The 19,306-nt window shown below is 36.3% G+C and carries 19 protein-coding genes and 1 riboswitch; of the genes, 7 read left to right on the top strand and 12 right to left on the bottom strand.

Annotated elements, in window-relative coordinates:
- Positions 1-109: 109 nt before the first annotated feature.
- From A6M14_RS01660 to A6M14_RS01650, 3 genes are all read left to right on the top strand, one after another.
- Positions 110-1,000, top strand: a complete 891-nt coding sequence (locus tag A6M14_RS01660; RefSeq protein ID WP_152873138.1) for a sulfite exporter TauE/SafE family protein — start codon at positions 110-112, stop codon at positions 998-1,000.
- Positions 1,001-1,127: 127 nt separating this feature from the next.
- Positions 1,128-2,219 (top strand): 3-deoxy-7-phosphoheptulonate synthase, encoded by a 1,092-nt coding sequence (locus A6M14_RS01655; RefSeq protein ID WP_152873136.1) that lies wholly within the window; start codon positions 1,128-1,130, stop codon positions 2,217-2,219.
- An 84-nt stretch (positions 2,220-2,303) separates the two neighbouring features.
- Entirely contained in the window at positions 2,304-2,828 is a 525-nt protein-coding gene (locus A6M14_RS01650) for a protein tyrosine phosphatase family protein (RefSeq protein ID WP_152873134.1), read from the top strand.
- On the opposite strand, the gene ispF is transcribed toward A6M14_RS01650, so the two are convergent.
- Positions 2,816-3,304, bottom strand: coding sequence for a 2-C-methyl-D-erythritol 2,4-cyclodiphosphate synthase (gene ispF / locus A6M14_RS01645; RefSeq protein WP_163123878.1), 489 nt, complete (start codon positions 3,302-3,304; stop codon positions 2,816-2,818). The genes A6M14_RS01650 and ispF overlap by 13 nt on opposite strands.
- Before the next feature lie 95 nt (positions 3,305-3,399).
- On the opposite strand from ispF, the gene A6M14_RS01640 reads away from it, so the two are divergent.
- On the top strand, positions 3,400-4,050 hold the full coding sequence (locus A6M14_RS01640) for an A1S_1983 family putative colistin resistance protein (protein ID WP_152873131.1): 651 nt from the start codon (positions 3,400-3,402) through the stop codon (positions 4,048-4,050).
- A gap of 60 nt (positions 4,051-4,110) precedes the next feature.
- On the opposite strand, the gene A6M14_RS01635 is transcribed toward A6M14_RS01640, so the two are convergent.
- The 8 genes from A6M14_RS01635 to A6M14_RS01600 form a co-directional block, all read right to left on the bottom strand.
- On the bottom strand, positions 4,111-5,019 hold the full coding sequence (locus A6M14_RS01635) for an AEC family transporter (protein WP_152873129.1): 909 nt from the start codon (positions 5,017-5,019) through the stop codon (positions 4,111-4,113).
- 271 nt (positions 5,020-5,290) lie between these two features.
- Positions 5,291-6,535 (bottom strand): D-amino acid dehydrogenase, encoded by a 1,245-nt coding sequence (locus A6M14_RS01630; protein ID WP_152873127.1) that lies wholly within the window; start codon positions 6,533-6,535, stop codon positions 5,291-5,293.
- Between the two features lie 136 nt (positions 6,536-6,671).
- A riboswitch (glycine riboswitch) is annotated at positions 6,672-6,761 on the bottom strand.
- 224 nt (positions 6,762-6,985) lie between these two features.
- Positions 6,986-8,122, bottom strand: coding sequence for a rod shape-determining protein RodA (rodA, locus tag A6M14_RS01625; protein ID WP_152873125.1), 1,137 nt, complete (start codon positions 8,120-8,122; stop codon positions 6,986-6,988).
- 115 nt (positions 8,123-8,237) lie between these two features.
- Complete coding sequence (ispD, locus tag A6M14_RS01620) at positions 8,238-8,954, bottom strand: 2-C-methyl-D-erythritol 4-phosphate cytidylyltransferase (protein WP_152873123.1); 717 nt, start codon at positions 8,952-8,954, stop codon at positions 8,238-8,240.
- Positions 8,920-9,315 (bottom strand): septum formation initiator family protein, encoded by a 396-nt coding sequence (locus A6M14_RS01615; protein ID WP_152873121.1) that lies wholly within the window; start codon positions 9,313-9,315, stop codon positions 8,920-8,922. Before A6M14_RS01615 ends, ispD begins: the two co-directional genes overlap by 35 nt.
- A gap of 8 nt (positions 9,316-9,323) precedes the next feature.
- Positions 9,324-10,613, bottom strand: a complete 1,290-nt coding sequence (gene eno / locus A6M14_RS01610) for a phosphopyruvate hydratase (protein WP_152873119.1) — start codon at positions 10,611-10,613, stop codon at positions 9,324-9,326.
- A 59-nt stretch (positions 10,614-10,672) separates the two neighbouring features.
- Positions 10,673-11,530, bottom strand: coding sequence for a 3-deoxy-8-phosphooctulonate synthase (gene kdsA / locus A6M14_RS01605; protein ID WP_152873117.1), 858 nt, complete (start codon positions 11,528-11,530; stop codon positions 10,673-10,675).
- Positions 11,531-11,566: 36 nt separating this feature from the next.
- On the bottom strand, positions 11,567-13,204 hold the full coding sequence (locus A6M14_RS01600; RefSeq protein ID WP_152873115.1) for a CTP synthase: 1,638 nt from the start codon (positions 13,202-13,204) through the stop codon (positions 11,567-11,569).
- A 226-nt stretch (positions 13,205-13,430) separates the two neighbouring features.
- On the opposite strand from A6M14_RS01600, the gene A6M14_RS01595 reads away from it, so the two are divergent.
- On the top strand, positions 13,431-13,847 hold the full coding sequence (locus A6M14_RS01595) for an internalin (RefSeq protein WP_152873113.1): 417 nt from the start codon (positions 13,431-13,433) through the stop codon (positions 13,845-13,847).
- A gap of 78 nt (positions 13,848-13,925) precedes the next feature.
- Here A6M14_RS01595 and A6M14_RS01590 read toward each other — a convergent pair whose 3' ends face one another.
- The 3 genes from A6M14_RS01590 to A6M14_RS01580 form a co-directional block, all read right to left on the bottom strand.
- Positions 13,926-15,011 carry a YheT family hydrolase gene (locus A6M14_RS01590; RefSeq protein WP_152873111.1) on the bottom strand — a complete coding sequence of 362 codons (1,086 nt, stop codon included), beginning with the start codon at positions 15,009-15,011 and terminating at the stop codon, positions 13,926-13,928.
- Between the two features lie 78 nt (positions 15,012-15,089).
- Entirely contained in the window at positions 15,090-15,491 is a 402-nt protein-coding gene (locus A6M14_RS01585) for a nuclear transport factor 2 family protein (RefSeq protein WP_152873109.1), read from the bottom strand.
- A gap of 105 nt (positions 15,492-15,596) precedes the next feature.
- Positions 15,597-17,621: an NADPH-dependent 2,4-dienoyl-CoA reductase gene (locus tag A6M14_RS01580; protein WP_152873107.1), complete on the bottom strand. Its 2,025-nt coding sequence runs from the start codon at positions 17,619-17,621 to the stop codon at positions 15,597-15,599.
- A gap of 136 nt (positions 17,622-17,757) precedes the next feature.
- On the opposite strand from A6M14_RS01580, the gene A6M14_RS01575 reads away from it, so the two are divergent.
- Positions 17,758-18,297 (top strand): PadR family transcriptional regulator, encoded by a 540-nt coding sequence (locus tag A6M14_RS01575; RefSeq protein WP_152873105.1) that lies wholly within the window; start codon positions 17,758-17,760, stop codon positions 18,295-18,297.
- A 24-nt stretch (positions 18,298-18,321) separates the two neighbouring features.
- Positions 18,322-19,236, top strand: coding sequence for an alpha/beta fold hydrolase (locus A6M14_RS01570; RefSeq protein ID WP_152873103.1), 915 nt, complete (start codon positions 18,322-18,324; stop codon positions 19,234-19,236).
- The last annotated feature ends 70 nt before the right edge of the window (positions 19,237-19,306 follow it).

Genomic DNA, 19,306 nt, shown 5'->3' with positions numbered 1-19,306 from the left:
CAATAAGATTCTTTAGCAATTTTTTGCATAAGCAAATCGTTAATCAAGACAACAGCTTATCTTTTAAAGTCATAAGATATGCACGTTTTTTCATAATTGGCGATTTTTCATGGCTGGCCCAATCGAGTTTATTTTAGCAGGTGTTTTAGTTGGTTTCTGTGTAGGAATAACGGGGGTTGGTGGTGGTTCGCTAATGACACCAATTTTGATTAGTCTTTATAAAATTGAACCGCATATTGCTATTGGTACAGACTTACTTTATGCCGCAATTTCTAAATTTTGCGGTTCTTTGGTTCATGCTAGAAAAATGAATATCGTATGGCCAATCGTTATTTGGTTAGCTGTTGGTAGTATTCCTGCATCATTTGCTACACATTGGGTCTTAGATAATTATCTAAGCCAATCTTCAAACTATAAATCAGTTTTAACAACTGTTTTAGGTTTCATGCTAACGCTTACAGGCATTTCAATTATATTCCGTGGTCATATTGAGCGATTTTTCAATAAATTGCGTAAGCAACATCAAACAGAATTAACCGATGATATTGAAATCATTAAACAACAAGCAAAATCAAAACGTCCTTATATTATTTTTATGGGTATCGTTTTAGGTGTCTTTGTCACGCTTTCTTCTGTAGGTGCTGGTGCTTTCGGCATTATGGCACTTATTTTAATGTTCCCGAATTTACCCATGATTCGTATTATTGGCTCAGACGTTGTACATGCAGTTTTACTGACCTTAGTTGCAGGTTTAGGTCATATGAGCTCGGGTAATGTAGATTTCACATTATTAGGATGGTTGCTTTGCGGTTCTATTCCAGCAATTGTTGTGGGTACTTTAATTAGTTCACGCATGCCTGAAAAACTGATTCGTAAAATATTAGGAATTACATTATTTGCACTGGGTATAAACTTCATGTTGAATCCTGTAAAAGCAAAACCTGTTGAAAAACCAACATCTGCAATGGTTTTAAATATTGAAAAAAATCAGCTCGGTTAAATTAAATACCCGATTCATCACTTTTTTTTCAAACTAGTATTCGTCTTTTTTATAACAAAGATGCATGGCATTCATGTTATATTCGGGCTATTAAGCAACCTTTTGTATAATCAAACCAGTGACGGCAATGAATACTCTACAGTCAAATCAAATTACACAGCCAGATATCGACGACGTGAATATTGAAAGTTTTCAACCACTCGTAACTCCAGCACAATTAAAAACAGAACTACCTTTGACTGAAACTGCTTATCAAACAGTACTTCATGGTCGTGAAATCATTCGTAATATTTTAGATGGTAATGACAAACGATTATTTGTTGTTATTGGCCCGTGTTCTATTCATGACCCTGTTGCGGCTCATGAATATGCAGATCGCTTAAAAGTCTTAAGTGAAAAAGTTAAAGATACTTTATACATTGTTATGCGTGTTTATTTTGAAAAGCCACGTACAACAGTTGGTTGGAAAGGTTTAATTAACGATCCAGACATGAATGATTCTTTCAATATTGAAAAAGGCTTACGTATTGGTCGTAAACTTTTAGTTGAATTGAATGAAAAAGGTCTGCCTTGTGCAACTGAAGCACTTGACCCGAACTCACCGCAATATTACCAAGATTTAATTTCATGGTCTGCAATTGGCGCACGTACCACAGAAAGCCAAACTCACCGTGAAATGTCTTCAGGTCTATCATCTCCTGTTGGCTTTAAAAATGGTACAGATGGTGGTTTAACTGTTGCAACCAACGCAATGCAATCTGTTAAACACAGTCATAGCTTCCTTGGTTTGAACGAAAATGGACAAGTTTCCGTAATTCGTACAAGCGGCAATCCTTACGCACACGTTGTATTACGTGGTGGTAATGGTAAACCAAACTACGATGCAGGCTCTGTTGCAGACACTGAAGCAGCTTTAGCTAAAGCAAAAGTAAGTGGCAAAATTATGATTGATACAAGCCATGCAAACTCAAATAAAGACCCGTACTTACAATCTCTTGTGCTTCGAAACTTAACAGAACAGATTGTAGAAGGTAATAAGTCTATTGTTGGTGTTATGGTTGAAAGTCATTTAAAAGGTGGTCGTCAAGACATCCCTGCTAATCTATGTGACCTCGAATACGGCAAGTCTGTAACAGATGGCTGTATCGACTGGGAAACAACTGAAAAAGTGCTTCTAGAAATGGATGCAGCTTTAAAAGATGTATTACCTCATCGTTAATAGAAAGAAAATTCAAAAACGCCATCGATAAGATGGCGTTTTGCTTTATAGTAAGGTTCATATTGGTTTAAAAAGAAAGACGATATGAATGACATTGAAAATAAATTATCTGAAATATCTAATTTTCAGTTTATTCATGAACACTTATTTAGTTCTGGGCAACCATCAGAAGAACAGTTCAAAGCGATTAAAGAATATGGCATTACATCAGTCATTAATTTAGCTTTGGTGGATGCAGATCCACATTTAGAAAATGAAGATCGTATTTGTTTAGAATTAGGTTTAAATTATTTTCATGTGCCTATTCTTTGGGATACACCTTCAGATGATCAGTGCTTACTTATTCTAGACTTGATTGATCATCTTGTACAAAAACAAATGGTTTGGATTCACTGCGCTCAGAATCATCGCGTTGCTAGCCTTATGTACTTATATCGTCAATATTATATGAATATTGATATGCCAACTGCACAAGAACAGTTTCATCAAGTTTGGGAACCAAATGAAACGTGGACTGGCTTAATTCATGCTGTTGCCTTACAACTTCAAGGTCGTAAAGCAACACAAGATTTACAACAATCGTTAATTAGCCCCGATCATTTTGCGTGAGCAATAAGAACTGTTGCCGTAGATAGAATCCCTTCTTGACGACCTGTAAAACCTAGTTGTTCTGTGGTTGTGGCTTTAATACTAATTTGAGTCACATCTACATTTAAAACATTAGCGATACTTTGACGCATTTCTAAATTATGTTTTGCAAGTTTTGGGCGTTCACAAGCGACTGTAATATCTGCATTGTTTAAGCGATAACCACGATCTAGAATAAGCTGATATACATGTTTTAAAAGTACTTTACTGTCAGCACCTTTAAAATTGGGGTCTGTATCTGGAAAATGCTGTCCAATATCACCTAAAGCCAATGCACCCAATAAGGCATCGCATAAAGCATGTAACACAACATCACCATCTGAGTGTGCTTTTAGACCATGCGTATGTGGAATTTGAATGCCCGCAAGCGTAACAAAATCACCTTCCTCAAATGCGTGAACGTCAAGACCTTGTCCAATTCGAATTTGTGCAATCACATTCAGCTCCTTCATAAATAAATCATCGAAATCTTGTATTCATGCTTTCTATTTCGCTATAGTAAGCAAACAACGTAGTGAAAGTATAAGCGATCATGCTGTTGAAAACAGACATTAATCTTTTTAAATATTTAGGCTCAATATTCTTTTTGAGTTGCATGGCTTCGCCTTCAGCATTTGCCCAAGGCCTGAATTGTTCTAGTCAAAATAATTCTGCTCTAAAATTAGCATGTTCAGCTCAATATATAACTGAACGTAATGCAATTGAAGAAAAGACATTAACAGCAACTTTAATAACAGATGCCCCACTACGTTTAATTGAAGATACAGAGAAACTTTGGGTAAACCATTTAAAACAGTGCAAAAGTTTTAATTGTTATAAACAACAATTTGATAATCGCCTTGAGCAACTTAATTTTTATACATCAATGAATCAAAGTTTAACTCAGCATTATTTAAAATATGAAAATGGTGAAATAGCATTTCAACCTATTTATATTCAAATTCATCAACTCACTAAAAATAATATAAAAGTTGAAGGCATTGCATATCGTAATCCAAATAATAAGTTAGAAAAGCAAATTATTCCTTTTTTAGCCTACTCAACAACTGAGCAAAAAAATAATATTACAGACAATGAAAATGACTGTAAGTATCAATTTAATTACAGTAAAGCTTATTTATTGGTAAAAACTGAGCAAAAAAATTGCGAAAGATTTGTCGGAATTTATAGACTTTATGATTAATACTGATGTAGTAAAAAGCAGGTTCATTAATCTGCTTTTTTAGATTAATCACTTTCTTCATTAAAAAAGAAAATACAAAATAATAGGTAAACTAAGCGCAGCAAATACCGTTTGAATACTAATTATACTTGCCATTAAACGGCTATCACCACCTAAAACCTTGGTTAAAATATAAGAAGAAGATGCTGTTGGTAATGCAAAAAACAATACTAATATTTGTGTTTCTAATTTTGGGATATTAAATAGGTAACATAAAACAAATGCTAAACTTGGCATAATAAACATACGTGCCAATGTATTCGATGTTATTGGTAATATATCTCGCCCTAAACCTTTAAATTGTAGAGCGGCACCAACACACATTAGACCCAAAGGCAAACTACATAAGGCTAACTGCTTCAAAAAATTTTCAAAACCTACCCAAAGTGTTAATCCTGAAATATTAAATAAACCACCAACTATACAGCCCATAATTAATGGATTTTTTAATAAAGAAATAAACACCTTTAAGGGTTTCATCTGATCTGCACTTGTAAAAGCCAAAACAGATAAAATATTCACGATAGGAATGCAAAATACTAAAATAATTGCAAAAATTGTCATTCCTTTTTGCTGAAATAATGATGCAACAACAGCTAAACCAATATAAGTATTAAAACGAAGAATACTTTGAACATAAACACCAAAACGTCCAGATGATGTTTTGTTTATACTTTTTAATAAATAAAGTACGCTCATCGCTACTGCAAATGCAATACCAATGACTAACATGATTTGATGAATTGCATTCGCATTAATATCGGCAGATGCTAAATTCAGAAATAACATTGTGGGAAAAAATAGATAATAATTTACTTTTTCTGCACCTTTCCAAAATACATCATCAACAAATAGTTTTTGCTTAAGTACATACCCCATTACAATAAGTGCAATAAGCGGAAATAAAGATACAAAAATCAATAAAGACATGAATACAAATACTTTTTTATTTAGTGAAAATAGAAGTGTACATAAAAAATCATGTTTCTCAATCTGCAATTCTAAGTATTTTAAAATTGATTGAAAATAAATGAAGTATTCAAATTATTCGTTATTAAAAAAAGCATTAGCCTTTGATTAACCTAATATAAAGCTTTAGATTGGACTTGCTGTAAAAAATAAAGCCCGTGTTACACCAGCAACACAGGCATTTATTGATATTGCTTTACAAGTATTAAAAGACCCATAAAGCATTTAATATTTACACAGGATGTTTCGCGTGGATAATCTGACTAATCATTGCAGCGGTTACCGCAGACAAAGTCCAACCTAAATGACCATGACCTGTATTATAGAAGACGCGCTCACGCTTACCTTCACGAACAACAGGCATCATATTTGGCATCATTGGACGTAAACCTGACCAAGGAACTGCATGTTCCGTGCACACATCAAAGTTACGATTTACCCAATCGACCAAAGGCTGAATTCGGTCTGCGCGAATATCACGGTTATAACCATTATATTCCGCAGTTCCTGCAATACGGAAACGATCTTCGCCTAAACGTGAAGTAACAATTTTTGCACTTTCATCGAGTAAGCTAACCCAAGGTGCATTTTCAACACTTTTGGCATCGTTTAAATTTACCGTAATTGAATAACCTTTTACTGGATAAATATTGACACGATCACCCAACATATCTGCAAGCTGGTAACTTCCAACACCACCACAAACCAATATCGCATCTGCTTTCAAAGATGTAGATTCAAGATCTTCATCTTTCATGTTTTCATCACTTTTACTGTAAATGACTTCAACATGATCTGAATGATGTTTTACATCTGTCACATTGGTGCCGAATAAGTATTTAACACCTTTATTTTCAGTAACTTTCGCCAATCCTGTACTGAATTTATGAATATCGCCTGTCGCATCACCTGGGCAATAAAAACCACCGTAGTAGTCGCCTGTTAATGTTGGCTCAATTTCTTTAATTTCTTGATTTGTTACACCGTGTCGCTCAAGACCGCTTTTACACAGCATGTCATTCACTTTAATCGCAACATCATAATCATATTTATTATGATAAAAATGCAGAATCCCACGCTTTTCTAAATTGAAATCGATATTTTCTTCATCTGCAATTTCAAACAAGCGTTTACGCGCCAATAAAGCCAAACGCACTGTTTCATGTGTATTCGCTTCATAATGAGGAATATTCCCCATAAACTCAAATAACCAACTGTATTTATGTAGACTGAAAGATGGATTGAGTAAAAGTGGTGCCGACTTTTGCGACATCCATTTAATCCCTTTCAGAATTGTAGATTTCTGATTCCAAACTTCAGCATTACATGCTGATAGCTGACCACCATTTGCAAAAGATGTTTCCATTGCGGGATATAAATGTCGATCTAGAACTGTCACTTGATAACCAAGTAATGAAAGTTCATATGCAGATGTAACACCTGTAATACCAGCACCAATTACAATAATATGTGGCATAAGCACTCCTTTGGACGCTCTGTTCCTTGTGTATGCCCCATCTGTCATTTGTACCTGAGAGCTTCGATCTATCATTAAAAATGAATCAACCATCCCCTTCGGTGAGTGCCTTTATATGCACTTCTCTCCAGATTTTTTGATTATTACAGTCCTTTTGCCTGAGAGTTTCCTGGGGTGTTGCTCCTTCGGCGAGCACTTCTATGTGCTTCTCTCCTGCAATAATCTATTGTCTTAATACGAGCAATTCTTATACCAATTTAAAGTTTAAATTCTTTTAATTTCTAAGATGTCTAATTTACGCTCGGAATAAGCTTATAGATTAAACAATGTAAATACAATAGAGCTGCATTGAACTATTGTTACAACTTAAGTCGTATATTTTTATGCTTTTAACCGATCCATCTGACATAAAAAAAGCCCTTTTTCAGGGCTTTGATCATCTTATTAATTTTATTTATGAGTATGAATTGACATGACTATACCCATACTTGCAAGCAAGCTAATAACAGCCGTTCCACCATAACTCAACAATGGCAATGGATCACCGGTAACAGGTAAAATACCACTGACCATTCCAGAATTTAAAAATACAAAGAAAAAGAATGTCAGACCAATTGCACCTGCCATCAATCTGCCAAAATTATCGTAACTATTCATGCTGATATATAAGCAGCGAAAAATAATTGCGGCATATAAACTAAATAATAAAAATACACCAATAAAGCCAAATTCTTCTGAATAGGTCGATAAAATAAAGTCTGTATGATGTTCAGGCAAATAACCCAAATGAGATTGTGTTCCCTCTAAGAACCCTTTCCCCATTAAGCCACCAGAGCCAATTGCAATTTTTGACTGAATGATATTCCAACCTGCACCAAGTGCATCTGCTTCAGGATCGAAAAGCGTTAATATGCGCTTTTTTTGATATTCCTGTAAAACAAACATCCAAATGACAGGCATTGTTATAGCAAATGCTGTAAGCGCCCCACCAATCAAACGCCAAGACATTCCACTTAAAAAAAGAACGAAAATACCTGGAATAATCAGACCAATATTTAAATCGGGTTGTAAAAGAACCAGAATAAACGGAATCATCATTAAAACAAGCGCAATGATGATATGTACTAATTTCGGTGGGAAAGCACGTTTTGCAAAATACCAAGCCATCATCAGTGGCATTGCAAACTTCATGACCTCACTGGGTTGCATACTCCCAATGCCCGGCAAGGTAATCCAACGTTTTGCACCTAATCTTGTTTCACCAATCACGAAAACCAAGAGCAGCATAAATATGCCGAATATATAAAGATATGGGCTGACTGCTTGATAAACTTTAGGTGGAACTTGGGCGCATAAAAACATTATGACAAAGCCACTACCAAAGCTAATTGACTGCCTTAGCAACATACCCGAGTCTTCGGCAGTTGCACTGTACACAACCATTAAACCAAGAACTGCATTTAAAATTAAAAAGCACAACAACCATGGGTCTAAATGTAATTTAGTCCATTTTGATGATTTATCATTAATGCTTCTACCATCACGTAGTGCGTGACGTAAAAAACGATACTGCTGTGATGGTATCATTAGCTTTCAAGTTTATTTTAGGTTCCGAATACATCTAATTATATGAGCAATATCTAGGAGTTGGAATCGGAAATATGAGCGTTATGATTGATAATTGCTTTAATAAACATAAAATTTATTTTTGTGATTGTAAAATCAGCGATGCAAGCACTAAATCATCAGGATATGTAATTTTGAGATTATCCGCTCGCCCTTGCACAACCTTAACAGCATGACCCGCATATTCTAATGCACTGGCTTCATCTGTAATGACAATATTATCGAATAAAGCTTTTTCAATTGCCTTTTTTAAATCGCCTAAACGAGCAATTTGTGGCGTTTGCGCTTGCCATAAATGATCACGGCTGACCGTCTTATCAATTTGATGATGTTCAGCGACAGACTTAAGTGTGTCACGAACTGGTATTGCCAAAATAGCACAAGTATTTTGTGATACAGCTGTTTCTACGAGTTGAATTAAAGATGCTTCACTTACACAAGGACGTGCTGCATCATGCACAAAAACCCAATCATCTTCCGATGCAATTTCAATTAAATAATTGAGTGCATTTAATACAGAATGAACTCTTTCTTGTCCACCAATACAAAAATGTGCTTTATCTTTTTCTGCTAAATCTAAAGTTTTGGCAACATTATCCTGCTCACCTATGGCAAGTACATAACCTGACAATGGCAATTGATTTAAACGCTGAACAGAATGCTCAAGAACAGTTTTATCCAAAATACTTTGATATTGCTTCAATTCTGTTTTAGAAAATCGACTTCCCGAACCTGCAGCAGGAATGACAGCCCAAAGCTTATTGGTTTGGAGGAAGCTCTTCTTCTGATTCATTTGTTCTTAAGTCTGAGTTTTGATAAGGATTAACATATAAGGGTTTATATTGCGTACTAATTGTACTCATTTGAATAAACGTTTCATGTGGCTTAATTAAGCCTAAATCTAAGCGAGCATGTTCTTCAATGGCTTCTACACCATTTTTCAAATCATATACTTCTGCCGCTAAAATGCGATTACGTTCTTTTAAATCTACATTAAGTTCTGTTTGTTGTTGTATCTTTTGAGTCAGTTTTTGATGGTCTAACGCCCCACCTTCACCGAAATAATAGGCATACTGAAACCCCGCGATCAAAATGATCGCGAGGCCCAATAACACTTTACTCGAAATTGAGTCGAATAAACGTAGTATTAACATATAGTCGCTTAGTTTAAACCTTTAAACTCAGCTTTACCGCGATAAGCAGCTTTAGTCAACTCTTCAATACGAAGTAATTGATTATATTTCGCTACACGGTCAGAACGGCAAAGTGAACCAGTTTTAATTTGACCTGCGCCAGTACCCACAGCAAGATCTGCAATTGTAGAATCTTCTGTTTCGCCTGAACGGTGTGAAATTACAGTAGAGTAACCATTATCTTTCGCAAGATAGATTGCATCTAGAGTTTCAGTTAACGTACCAATTTGGTTGTATTTGATTAAAATCGAGTTACCAACTTTTTCATTGATACCACGTTGTAAAATCTTAGGATTTGTAACGAATAAATCATCACCAACCAATTGGATTTTGTCACCAAGAATTTCTGTTAGGTAAGACCAACCTTCCCAATCAGACTCGTCCAAACCATCTTCAATAGAGATAATTGGATATTGGTTTACAAGACCTGCAAGGTAATCAGAGAATTGATTGCTAGTGAATGCTTTGTTGCCTTCACCTGCAAGAATGTACTGACCATCTTTGTAGAATTCTGAAGATGCACAATCAAGCGCAAGCATAATATCAGAACCTGCTTTGTAGCCTGTTTGACCAATTGCTTCAAGAATAACAGTAATCGCTTCTTCGTTAGAACGAAGGTTTGGCGCAAAACCACCTTCATCACCAACTGCAGTATTTAAACCTTTTTTGTTTAAAACTGATTTTAAAGAATGGAAGATTTCAGCGCCTGCACGTAAAGCTTCAGCGAATGAAGTGAAGCCAACAGGCTCAATCATAAATTCTTGAATATCAACATTATTGTCCGCATGTGAACCACCATTAATGATGTTCATCATAGGTACAGGCATGATCAAGTTCGTATTGTTACGAAGATCTGCAATGTATTGGAACAATGGAATTTTCTTTTCATCAGCAGCAGCACGAGCAACAGCCAATGAAACAGCTAAAGTTGCATTAGCACCTAATTTTTCTTTATTTTCAGTACCATCTAACGCAATCATCGTATTATCGATGTCTTTTTGTTCGAAGACTGATTTACCTAATAAAGCATCACGGATTAAAGTGTTTACGTTATTAACCGCAGTTTTAACACCTTTACCCAAATAACGAGCTTTGTCGCCATCACGAAGTTCTAAAGCTTCACGAGAACCAGTTGAAGCACCAGATGGTGCACATGCACGGCCAACCACGCCAGATGCTAAGATTACGTCAGCTTCGATGGTTGGGTTACCACGAGAGTCTAAAATTTCACGTGCACGAATGTCAACGATTTGACTCATGAACAATTCCTCTGTTGATTAATAACGAGATGCTTTAGAAGGCATCAATGTGTCTATAATTAATGTGTATCGAGCTTTTTAAAGCCTTTTACCAAGGTATCTAATTCTTTAAGCTGAGCTAAGAATGGTTCAAGTTGCGACATACGCAATGCGCAAGGACCATCACACTTCGCTTTTTCAGGATCTGGATGAGCCTCTAAGAACAAACCAGCCAAACCTGTTGCCATACCCGCACGTGCCAATGTTGTAATTTGAGCACGACGACCACCCGCAGAGTCAGAACGTCCACCTGGAGTTTGAAGTGCATGTGTTACATCAAAGAACACAGGAACATTCATTTCTTTCATATGATCGAAGCCAAGCATATCTACAACAAGGTTGTTATAGCCAAATGCTGAACCACGTTCACAAAGAATAAGCTTGTCATTTCCAGCTTCTAAACATTTATTTAGAATATGACGCATTTCATGCGGTGCTAAAAACTGTGCTTTTTTGATGTTGATAATGGCATCTGTTTTTGCCATCGCTTCAACAAGGTCAGTTTGACGGCTTAAAAATGCTGGAAGTTGGATAATATCAGCAACTTCTGCAACAGGTGCAGCTTGATAAGGTTCATGTACATCAGTAATGATTGGTACATTGAAGTGTTTTTTAATGTCAGCTAACCACTCAAGTCCTTTTTCCAAGCCTGGGCCACGAAAAGAGGTTAAGCTTGAACGATTGGCTTTATCAAAACTTGCTTTGAACACGTAAGGAATACCTAAACGTGTACAAATATCGACATAAGTCTCAGCAATTTCAAAAGCTAAGTCTTTCGACTCAAGTACGTTCATTCCACCAAATAATACAAATGGTAAATGATTCGCCATTTGAATATCGCCAAGACTTACAATTTCTTGTGGTTTTAATGCTGACATTTAAATTTCCCTAGTTTGATCCTAAAAACCCATTATTTAGTTTTTTTTGTACTGCTGTTTAGCAGCGTCAATAAAGCTAGCAAATAATGGATGTCCATCACGTGGTGAACTTGTAAATTCTGGATGGAATTGTACAGCGATAAACCAAGGATGTGCAGGAATCTCAACAGTTTCTACTAAGTGTTGTACCGGTGAATAACCTGAAATTTTCATTCCTTTTTCTTCTAGAGCAGGAATAAAACGGTTGTTCATTTCGTAACGATGACGGTGACGTTCGATGATTTCAGCATGACCATAAACTTCACGTGTTTTAGTGCCTTCAACCAATTCAGATTTTTGAGCACCAAGACGCATTGTGCCGCCAAGGTCAGATTCAGCATTACGTTGTTGAACTTCACCACGCTCATCTAACCATTCTGTAATTAAGCCAATGAGTGGTGACTTAGTAGAACGGTTAAATTCTGTAGATGTCGCATCTGCAATGCCCGCAACATTACGTGCATATTCAATTACAGCCAACTGCATACCTAAGCAAATACCTAAGAACGGAACTTTGTTCTCACGAGCAAATTGAATTGCTTTCATTTTACCTTCAGTACCACGTTCACCAAAACCACCTGGAACTAAAATTGCATCAGCATCTTTTAACACTGTCGCAACATCTTGGCTTTCAAGCTCTTCAGCATTGACATAGTCAATTTGAACTTTAACGCGGTTTTTAACGCCAGCATGTAAAAGTGCTTCGTTTACAGATTTATAAGCATCTGGAAGTTCAACATATTTACCCACCATTGCAACACGAACCGTGTATTCAGGGTTTAATAATGCTTCAACAACATTATCCCAATCTGTAAGATCGGCTTCTGGTAAATCGTTATAACCAAAACGTTCACAAATTAAATCGTCAACATTTTGTTCATAGAACGTACGTGGAATTTGATAAATAGATTTTGCATCTTTACATACAACCACTGCACGTGCTTGTACGTTAGTGAATAATGCAATTTTACGAATTGTATCCGCATCTACATCGTATTCTGTACGACAGATTAAAATATCGGGTTGAATACCAATCGAAAGCAATTCTTTAACAGAATGCTGAGTTGGTTTTGTTTTAAGTTCTGCTGCAGACTTGATGTATGGAAGCAATGTTAAATGCATGAGCATAGTGCGGTTATGACCAAGCTCAACCATTAACTGACGTACAGATTCCATAAATGGAAGTGATTCGATATCACCTACTGTACCGCCAATTTCCACAATCGCAACGTCATAGCCTTCGCCTGCACGAATTACACGTTCTTTAATATTATCCGTAATATGCGGAATAACCTGAACTGTACCACCTAGGTAATCACCACGGCGCTCTTTGTTCAATACGTCTTGATATACACGACCAGATGTAAAGTTGTTTAACTTTGTCATCTTCGCGCGACGTAAGAAACGCTCGTAATAGCCCAAGTCTAAATCAGTTTCAGCACCATCCTCTGTGACAAAAACTTCACCGTGTTGGAATGGGCTCATTGTCCCTGGATCGACATTAATGTATGGATCCATTTTGACCATGGTTACTTTTAAACCACGAGCTTCTAAAAGTGCAGCAACTGAAGCAGCTGAAATACCTTTACCTAGTGATGATACAACACCACCAGTAACGAAAATAAAATGGGTCATTGGGTTTCTCATACAAACGAGCCTAAATCGGCTTACAATGTTGCGTGATTTTACTTTACCTTGTACCCATAAAGCAAAGTCATTCCGCATCTATTCTTCGAACATTCGACAATTGATCACTTTATAATCATTTTTGCTTTATGTCATTCCAATCATTTATAGGATTTTCATATTTTAATTTACTGCTATAATAGTAAAATCCATTCAAGCTACTATTTTTACCATTATGAATAAAAAACTTTTAATTTGTGCAGCAATTGCGACCGGCTTATTATTAACAGCATGCGTAAAAAAAGAAGCACCGAAAGAAGAAGAGCAAACTGATGTTGCCTCATCTGAACCTGTAAATCTTCAACCACTTGAACAGCCTGTTGAAGAAGCTCCTCAAGCTATCCCTGAGACTGTTCAGATTGAGCGTACTGAAACTCAAAATACAACAACTGAAATACGTCGCTCTGTTCAAGAAGCACAACCTACTGAAACAACAGAAAGCGTAACTCCTGCTCCTATTGCAGCAGTAACACCAAAAGTTGAAGAAAAGCCCGCTGTTCAGCCTAAAGCAAACCGTAGCACGAGCAATCAATCTGAAGATGATGCAGTCGCAGCAGCAATTGCAGCAGCAACACCTGCTTTAGAAAACTAAGTTATTATTTTTATAAGACCTAGCAAATTAGAAATAAAAAAAACCAGCTTTTGCTGGTTTTTTTTATTTCTGACACCTTTATTCAAATTTCTTTAAAAAATCACTTATTAATTTTGTCGCCCAAGAACGTGAATGAAGCCCTTCATAAAATCCACAATGACTGCCTTTTTTGGTTGTAATAACAGCTACATCATCCATAGATTCAATCGTTTGCTGATAGGGATAGAAATTTTTAATATGACAAACAGGATCATCTTCAGCATTTAAAATAAGTAAAGGGACTTTAATATTTTCAAAAACATAAATTGGATTTGTTGCTTGAGTATAACTTTCATAATTTTCAAAACCTGCCAAAGCAAAATAAGCTTTTTCAAATTCCACCAAGGTTTTAGTTTGTAATACTTCTGCGACAGACTCCGTCGAACTCCACGTTTGCCGATAAGGCACAATAAATCTTTTAAATAACTTCTGCGTCATGATTTTACTATAAACAGGATGAACATTTGCAAAGCCCAATTCGGTGTTATAACCCGGACATAGCGCAAAAGTTGCTTTCAATGGGGTTTTATCACCTTCCTCACCCAAATAACGGACAAGTAAACCCGTACCTGCAGACGAACCGACACCATACAAATTTGATTTCGGAAATTTATGTTGAATATAAGAAATTTGTTCTTTTAAATCTGCAGTTGACCCAAAAAGATTCATCTGAGGCACAGTTAAAGGTAAATCTGCATGACCACGGCGTAAACATAAAGCAATTCGCCATCCTGTGTAATCATGTAAATCACGCACCAACTCACGCATACTTTCAGGCGAACCTGTTATTGTATGCATGACCACAATTGTAGGTGTCTCAGAGGGTAAATGGAGACCGTACCAAGCAATACCCGTGATACCACCGTCTTGCATTTCAAGTTGCTCAATCAAATCATATTCAAGATGTACAAATCTTTTTTTGATTAAATCGAAATATAACAAATGTGCATGCGTATTACTTAACCATGGCGTTGGTCGATATTTTTGAGATAGCTGTGGCAATTGATCCAAAATGTCTTTCAAATACCCATCAGGCTTACAATAAAGTTTCGGCACTTCTGCGCCAGTGACTTTATCTAAGGTCATGGAAGATATTTTACGAACATTCTTAACACTCAATTTCATTTTATTGATCTACCAAAATTAACCCAATATTGACGTTCAAAAAACATGCCTATCTCAAAAACAATTCATTCAACACAGCTATTTCATATTTTGCATACGTTGCCCCATAAGGACAGCTAAAGCTTCTAATCCACTTTTTGGTCGAATCATCACTTCAAAATCTATAATTTTTCCTTGATGATTAAATTGAATCATATCGATGCCTTTTAATTTTTTCTCACCAATACTCGCGGAAAATTCAAGTACCACATTCAACCCATCTTCACTTAAAAATTCACGATGATATGTAAAATTTTCAAAGACCTGAATGACATTACTCAGAATAAAAAATACAACCTGCTTACCTGCATAAGGGTTATATGCCACAGGTGAACGAAATACAACATCATCGGCTAGCAATTCATTAAGGATGCTCATATCACGTGTTTCTAACATTTCATGCCAACGTGCAATGGCTTTTTCGGTGGTTTCTAACGTCATTTTAAATTCCTTTTTTTGTTATCTTCCATCTTTGATGAGCCCCCTTTAGCAAAGGGGGCTCATCAACCACAATCCCTCTTTAAAAAGGGAGGAATCTATTTACTTTTAAATTGTTGCAGCCAATTCTGCACCTTGACGAATAGCACGTTTGGCATCAAGTTCACCCGCCTCTTTTGCACCACCAATCAAGTGAACATTTTTACCCAAACTTTCAAGTTGTTCATACATTGCAGTATAAGATTCTTGTCCTGCACAAATCACAATATTATCGACATCTAAAATAGTTGGATGATCATTTACCGTAATGTGTAAACCTTGATCATCAATTTTGTCGTAACTTGCACCTGCAATCATTTTGACATCACGGTGTTTTAAACCTGTGCGATGAATCCAACCTGTGGTTTTTCCTAATCCACCACCCACCGAACTCGCTTTACGTTGCAATAAATAAACTTCACGTGGTGATTCTTCAACTTTTGCCTGTTTTAAGCCACCAATATGTTCATAAGAAGTATCAATTCCCCATTCATCATAGAATTTTTCAGGATTTAAGCTACCACTATCTCCCTCATGAGAAAGATACTCCGCTGTATCAAAACCAATACCGCCTGCACCAATAACAGCAACACGTTGACCTACATCTTTCTTATGTTTCAATACATCAATATAAGAAAGAACTTTAGCGTTATCGATCCCTTCAATATTGAGCTTGCGTGGTGTTACCCCTGTCGCAACCACAATTTCATCATAATTTGAGTTTGCTAGTTCATCGTAAGTCGCAAGATGATTAAGCTTTAATTTAATATTCGGTTGTAATTCTATTTTGCGTTTGAAATAACGCAATGTTTCATAGAATTCTTCTTTTCCCGGAACCATTTTCGCAATATTAAACTGCCCACCAATTTGATTAGACGCTTCTAAAATTGTGACTTTATGCCCACGGTCTGCGGCATAAATTGCAAAACTCAAACCTGCAGGTCCTGCCCCAACAACCGCAATATTCTTAGCCACAGAAACATCTTTAAAAATAAGTTCAGTTTCATAACACGCACGTGGATTAACCAAACAAGATGCAACTTTCATTGAAAAAATATGATCTAAACAAGCCTGGTTACAACCAATACAAGTATTAATTTCATCACTACGTCCTTGTTCTGCTTTTTCTACAAAAAATGGATCTGCAAGCATTGGACGTGCCATAGACACCATATCTGCATGCCCCGAAGCCAATACATGTTCAGCCATTTCAGGCGTATTAATACGGTTAGATGTAATCAGTGGAACTTTGACTTGTCCTTTAAGCTTTTCAGTAACCCAGGTAAATGCAGCACGAGGAACTTTTGTTGCAATAGTTGGAATACGTGCTTCATGCCATCCAATGCCTGTATTGATAATCGTTGCACCTGCTTTTTCTATTTCTTTTGCAAGCTTAACCACTTCGTCAAAAGTAGAACCACCTTCCACCAAATCCAACATTGAAAGTCGATAAATAATAATAAAGTTTTCACCAACTTCTTCACGTGTTCTTTTTACAATTTCAATAGGAAAACGAATCCGATTTTCATAAGATCCACCCCACTCATCATCACGATGATTGGTACGTGCAGCAATGAATTCGTTAATTAAATAGCCTTCCGACCCCATAATTTCCACACCATCATAACCCGCATATTGTGCCAATTTTGCACAATTCACAAAATCTGCAATGGTTTGGTTCACTTCTGCTGAAGTTAAAGCATGTGGTTTCGTTGGATTAATAGGTGCTTGCATTGCAGATGGTGCAACGTTTTCAGCTTGATATGAATAGCGACCAGTATGCAAAATTTGCATGGCAATTTTACCGCCCGCGTCATGCACCGCTTGCGTAATAACCTTATGTTTTTCTGCTTCTGCTGTGGTATCGAGTTTTGATCCGCCTGCGAATGTAACACCTGCATCATTTGGGGAAATTCCTCCCGTCACAATTAAAGCCACACCACCTTTTGCTCGTTCTGCATAAAATGCCGCCATACGGTCGTATCCACCAGGTGCTTCTTCTAAGCCCACATGCATAGAACCCATCAACACACGGTTTTTAAGTGATGTAAAACCTAAATCTAAGGGTGCTAATAAATTTGGAAAATTCGACATACATACTCCTTGGCGAGCTTTGTGCTGGCTATTTTTATGTTTAATGCAACTTGTTGCATACTTTTATATTCGAGATTTGATTTTTATGCAACATGTTGCATAATAAAACCCATTAAAAATTACATGATGTACCTTTATGTCTTTAGCGCATGTGTTACTGACCAGCTTATTAGAAAAACCAAGTACAGGTATTGAGCTAGCAAGACGATTTGACCGATCAATGGGCTTCTTTTGGAATGCAACGCATCAACAAATATACCGCGAATTAAATGCAATGCTACAAAAAGGTTGGATTTCAACCCTTGAGGATTCTGACTATGCTGGTCGCACAAAAACCTATCAAGTTGAGTTATTAGGTCGAACCGAACTGGCACATTGGATGGTCAAACATAGCGAACCCGCTCAATTACGTGAAGAATTGATGGTGCGCCTACGTGCAGAAGCACAATTAGGTGGAAATACCGTTTTACCTGAACTTGAACAACATTTAATTCTACACAAAGAAAAATTACAGACTTATCAGCAAATTTTCGCTAAAGATTTTGATGATAAAGATGTACAAAGCCGCACGCTTTACATCCATAAAATGATTTTACAATTGGGTATAAATTTAGAAATTGGTTGGATTGAGTGGCTAGAAGAAGTTATTCCTGAACTTAAAAAGTTCAATGATTAATCACACAAATATTAGGACAATCTTATGCCTTATTACACCATGCAAGATAATGAAAAATTATATGTTCGTGAATTTGGGCAAGGTCAACCTGTTTTAGTGCTTTCTGGTTTAGGTATGCAAAGTTGGCAGTGGCTACCGTTTCTTTATGCTTTAAAAAATCAATTTCATTTTATTATTCCAGATTGGCGTGGTTTTGGACGCTCAAGCCAATGTGCAATTCCCCAACTCGATGCCATTTCAAGTCATTGGCAAGATTTAAGTACACTTATCGACAAAATGCAGCTTAAAGATTTTCAATTGATTGGCTATTCTATGGGTGCAACAACGGCAATGCACGGCATGCAATATGGCAATCTTTCAGAACATTTACGCAGTTATTTACATATCGATCAAACACCTAAAATCACAGTAGATGATTCATGGCAATATGGTCTGTTTGGTCAAGAACATCAGCAATTTAAATTATTATTAAAGAAAATTTCTACTTTTCTAAATCAGCATTCCACAACAGTTTTTATTGAAGATTTAAGTGAAAAAAGTCGGAATAAATTAGTCAAAATATGGGCTGAGTTTATTGCCTTTCAATCGAGCAATAAAATTAGTCCATTTCTATTCAAACTGGCAGAAAAGCAACCAAAACTGCAAAAATATGTTTTACCGATTCATCGCCTCGATTATTTAAAGTGGTATATCGATAACTACTTGTATCATAAGGAAGATTATCGTCAGACAATTTCACAGCTAAATTGCCCAACCACCTTTTTTAGTGGTGAAAAATCGACGTTATACCCCATTCAAGGGCAAAAGATCATTGCGAAAAGTGTGGCGAATTCACATCAAGTCATCTTTAAAAAATCTGGACATACTCCACTTATCAATGAACCAATAAAATTCACACGAGCATTACATCTATTTTTAACAAATCGATCTTCACCATGATTTTTAAATATCACTATCAAGATCTGTATTAATTCGATATATTTTTCATCTCAGCATATATAAAACAACA

Origin of the sequence: Acinetobacter portensis, assembly GCF_009372215.1 — a bacterium.
GTDB lineage: Bacteria > Pseudomonadota > Gammaproteobacteria > Pseudomonadales > Moraxellaceae > Acinetobacter > Acinetobacter portensis.
Note: the sequence above shows the minus strand (reverse complement) of the source record. Positions and strands in the feature narration are given on the sequence as shown.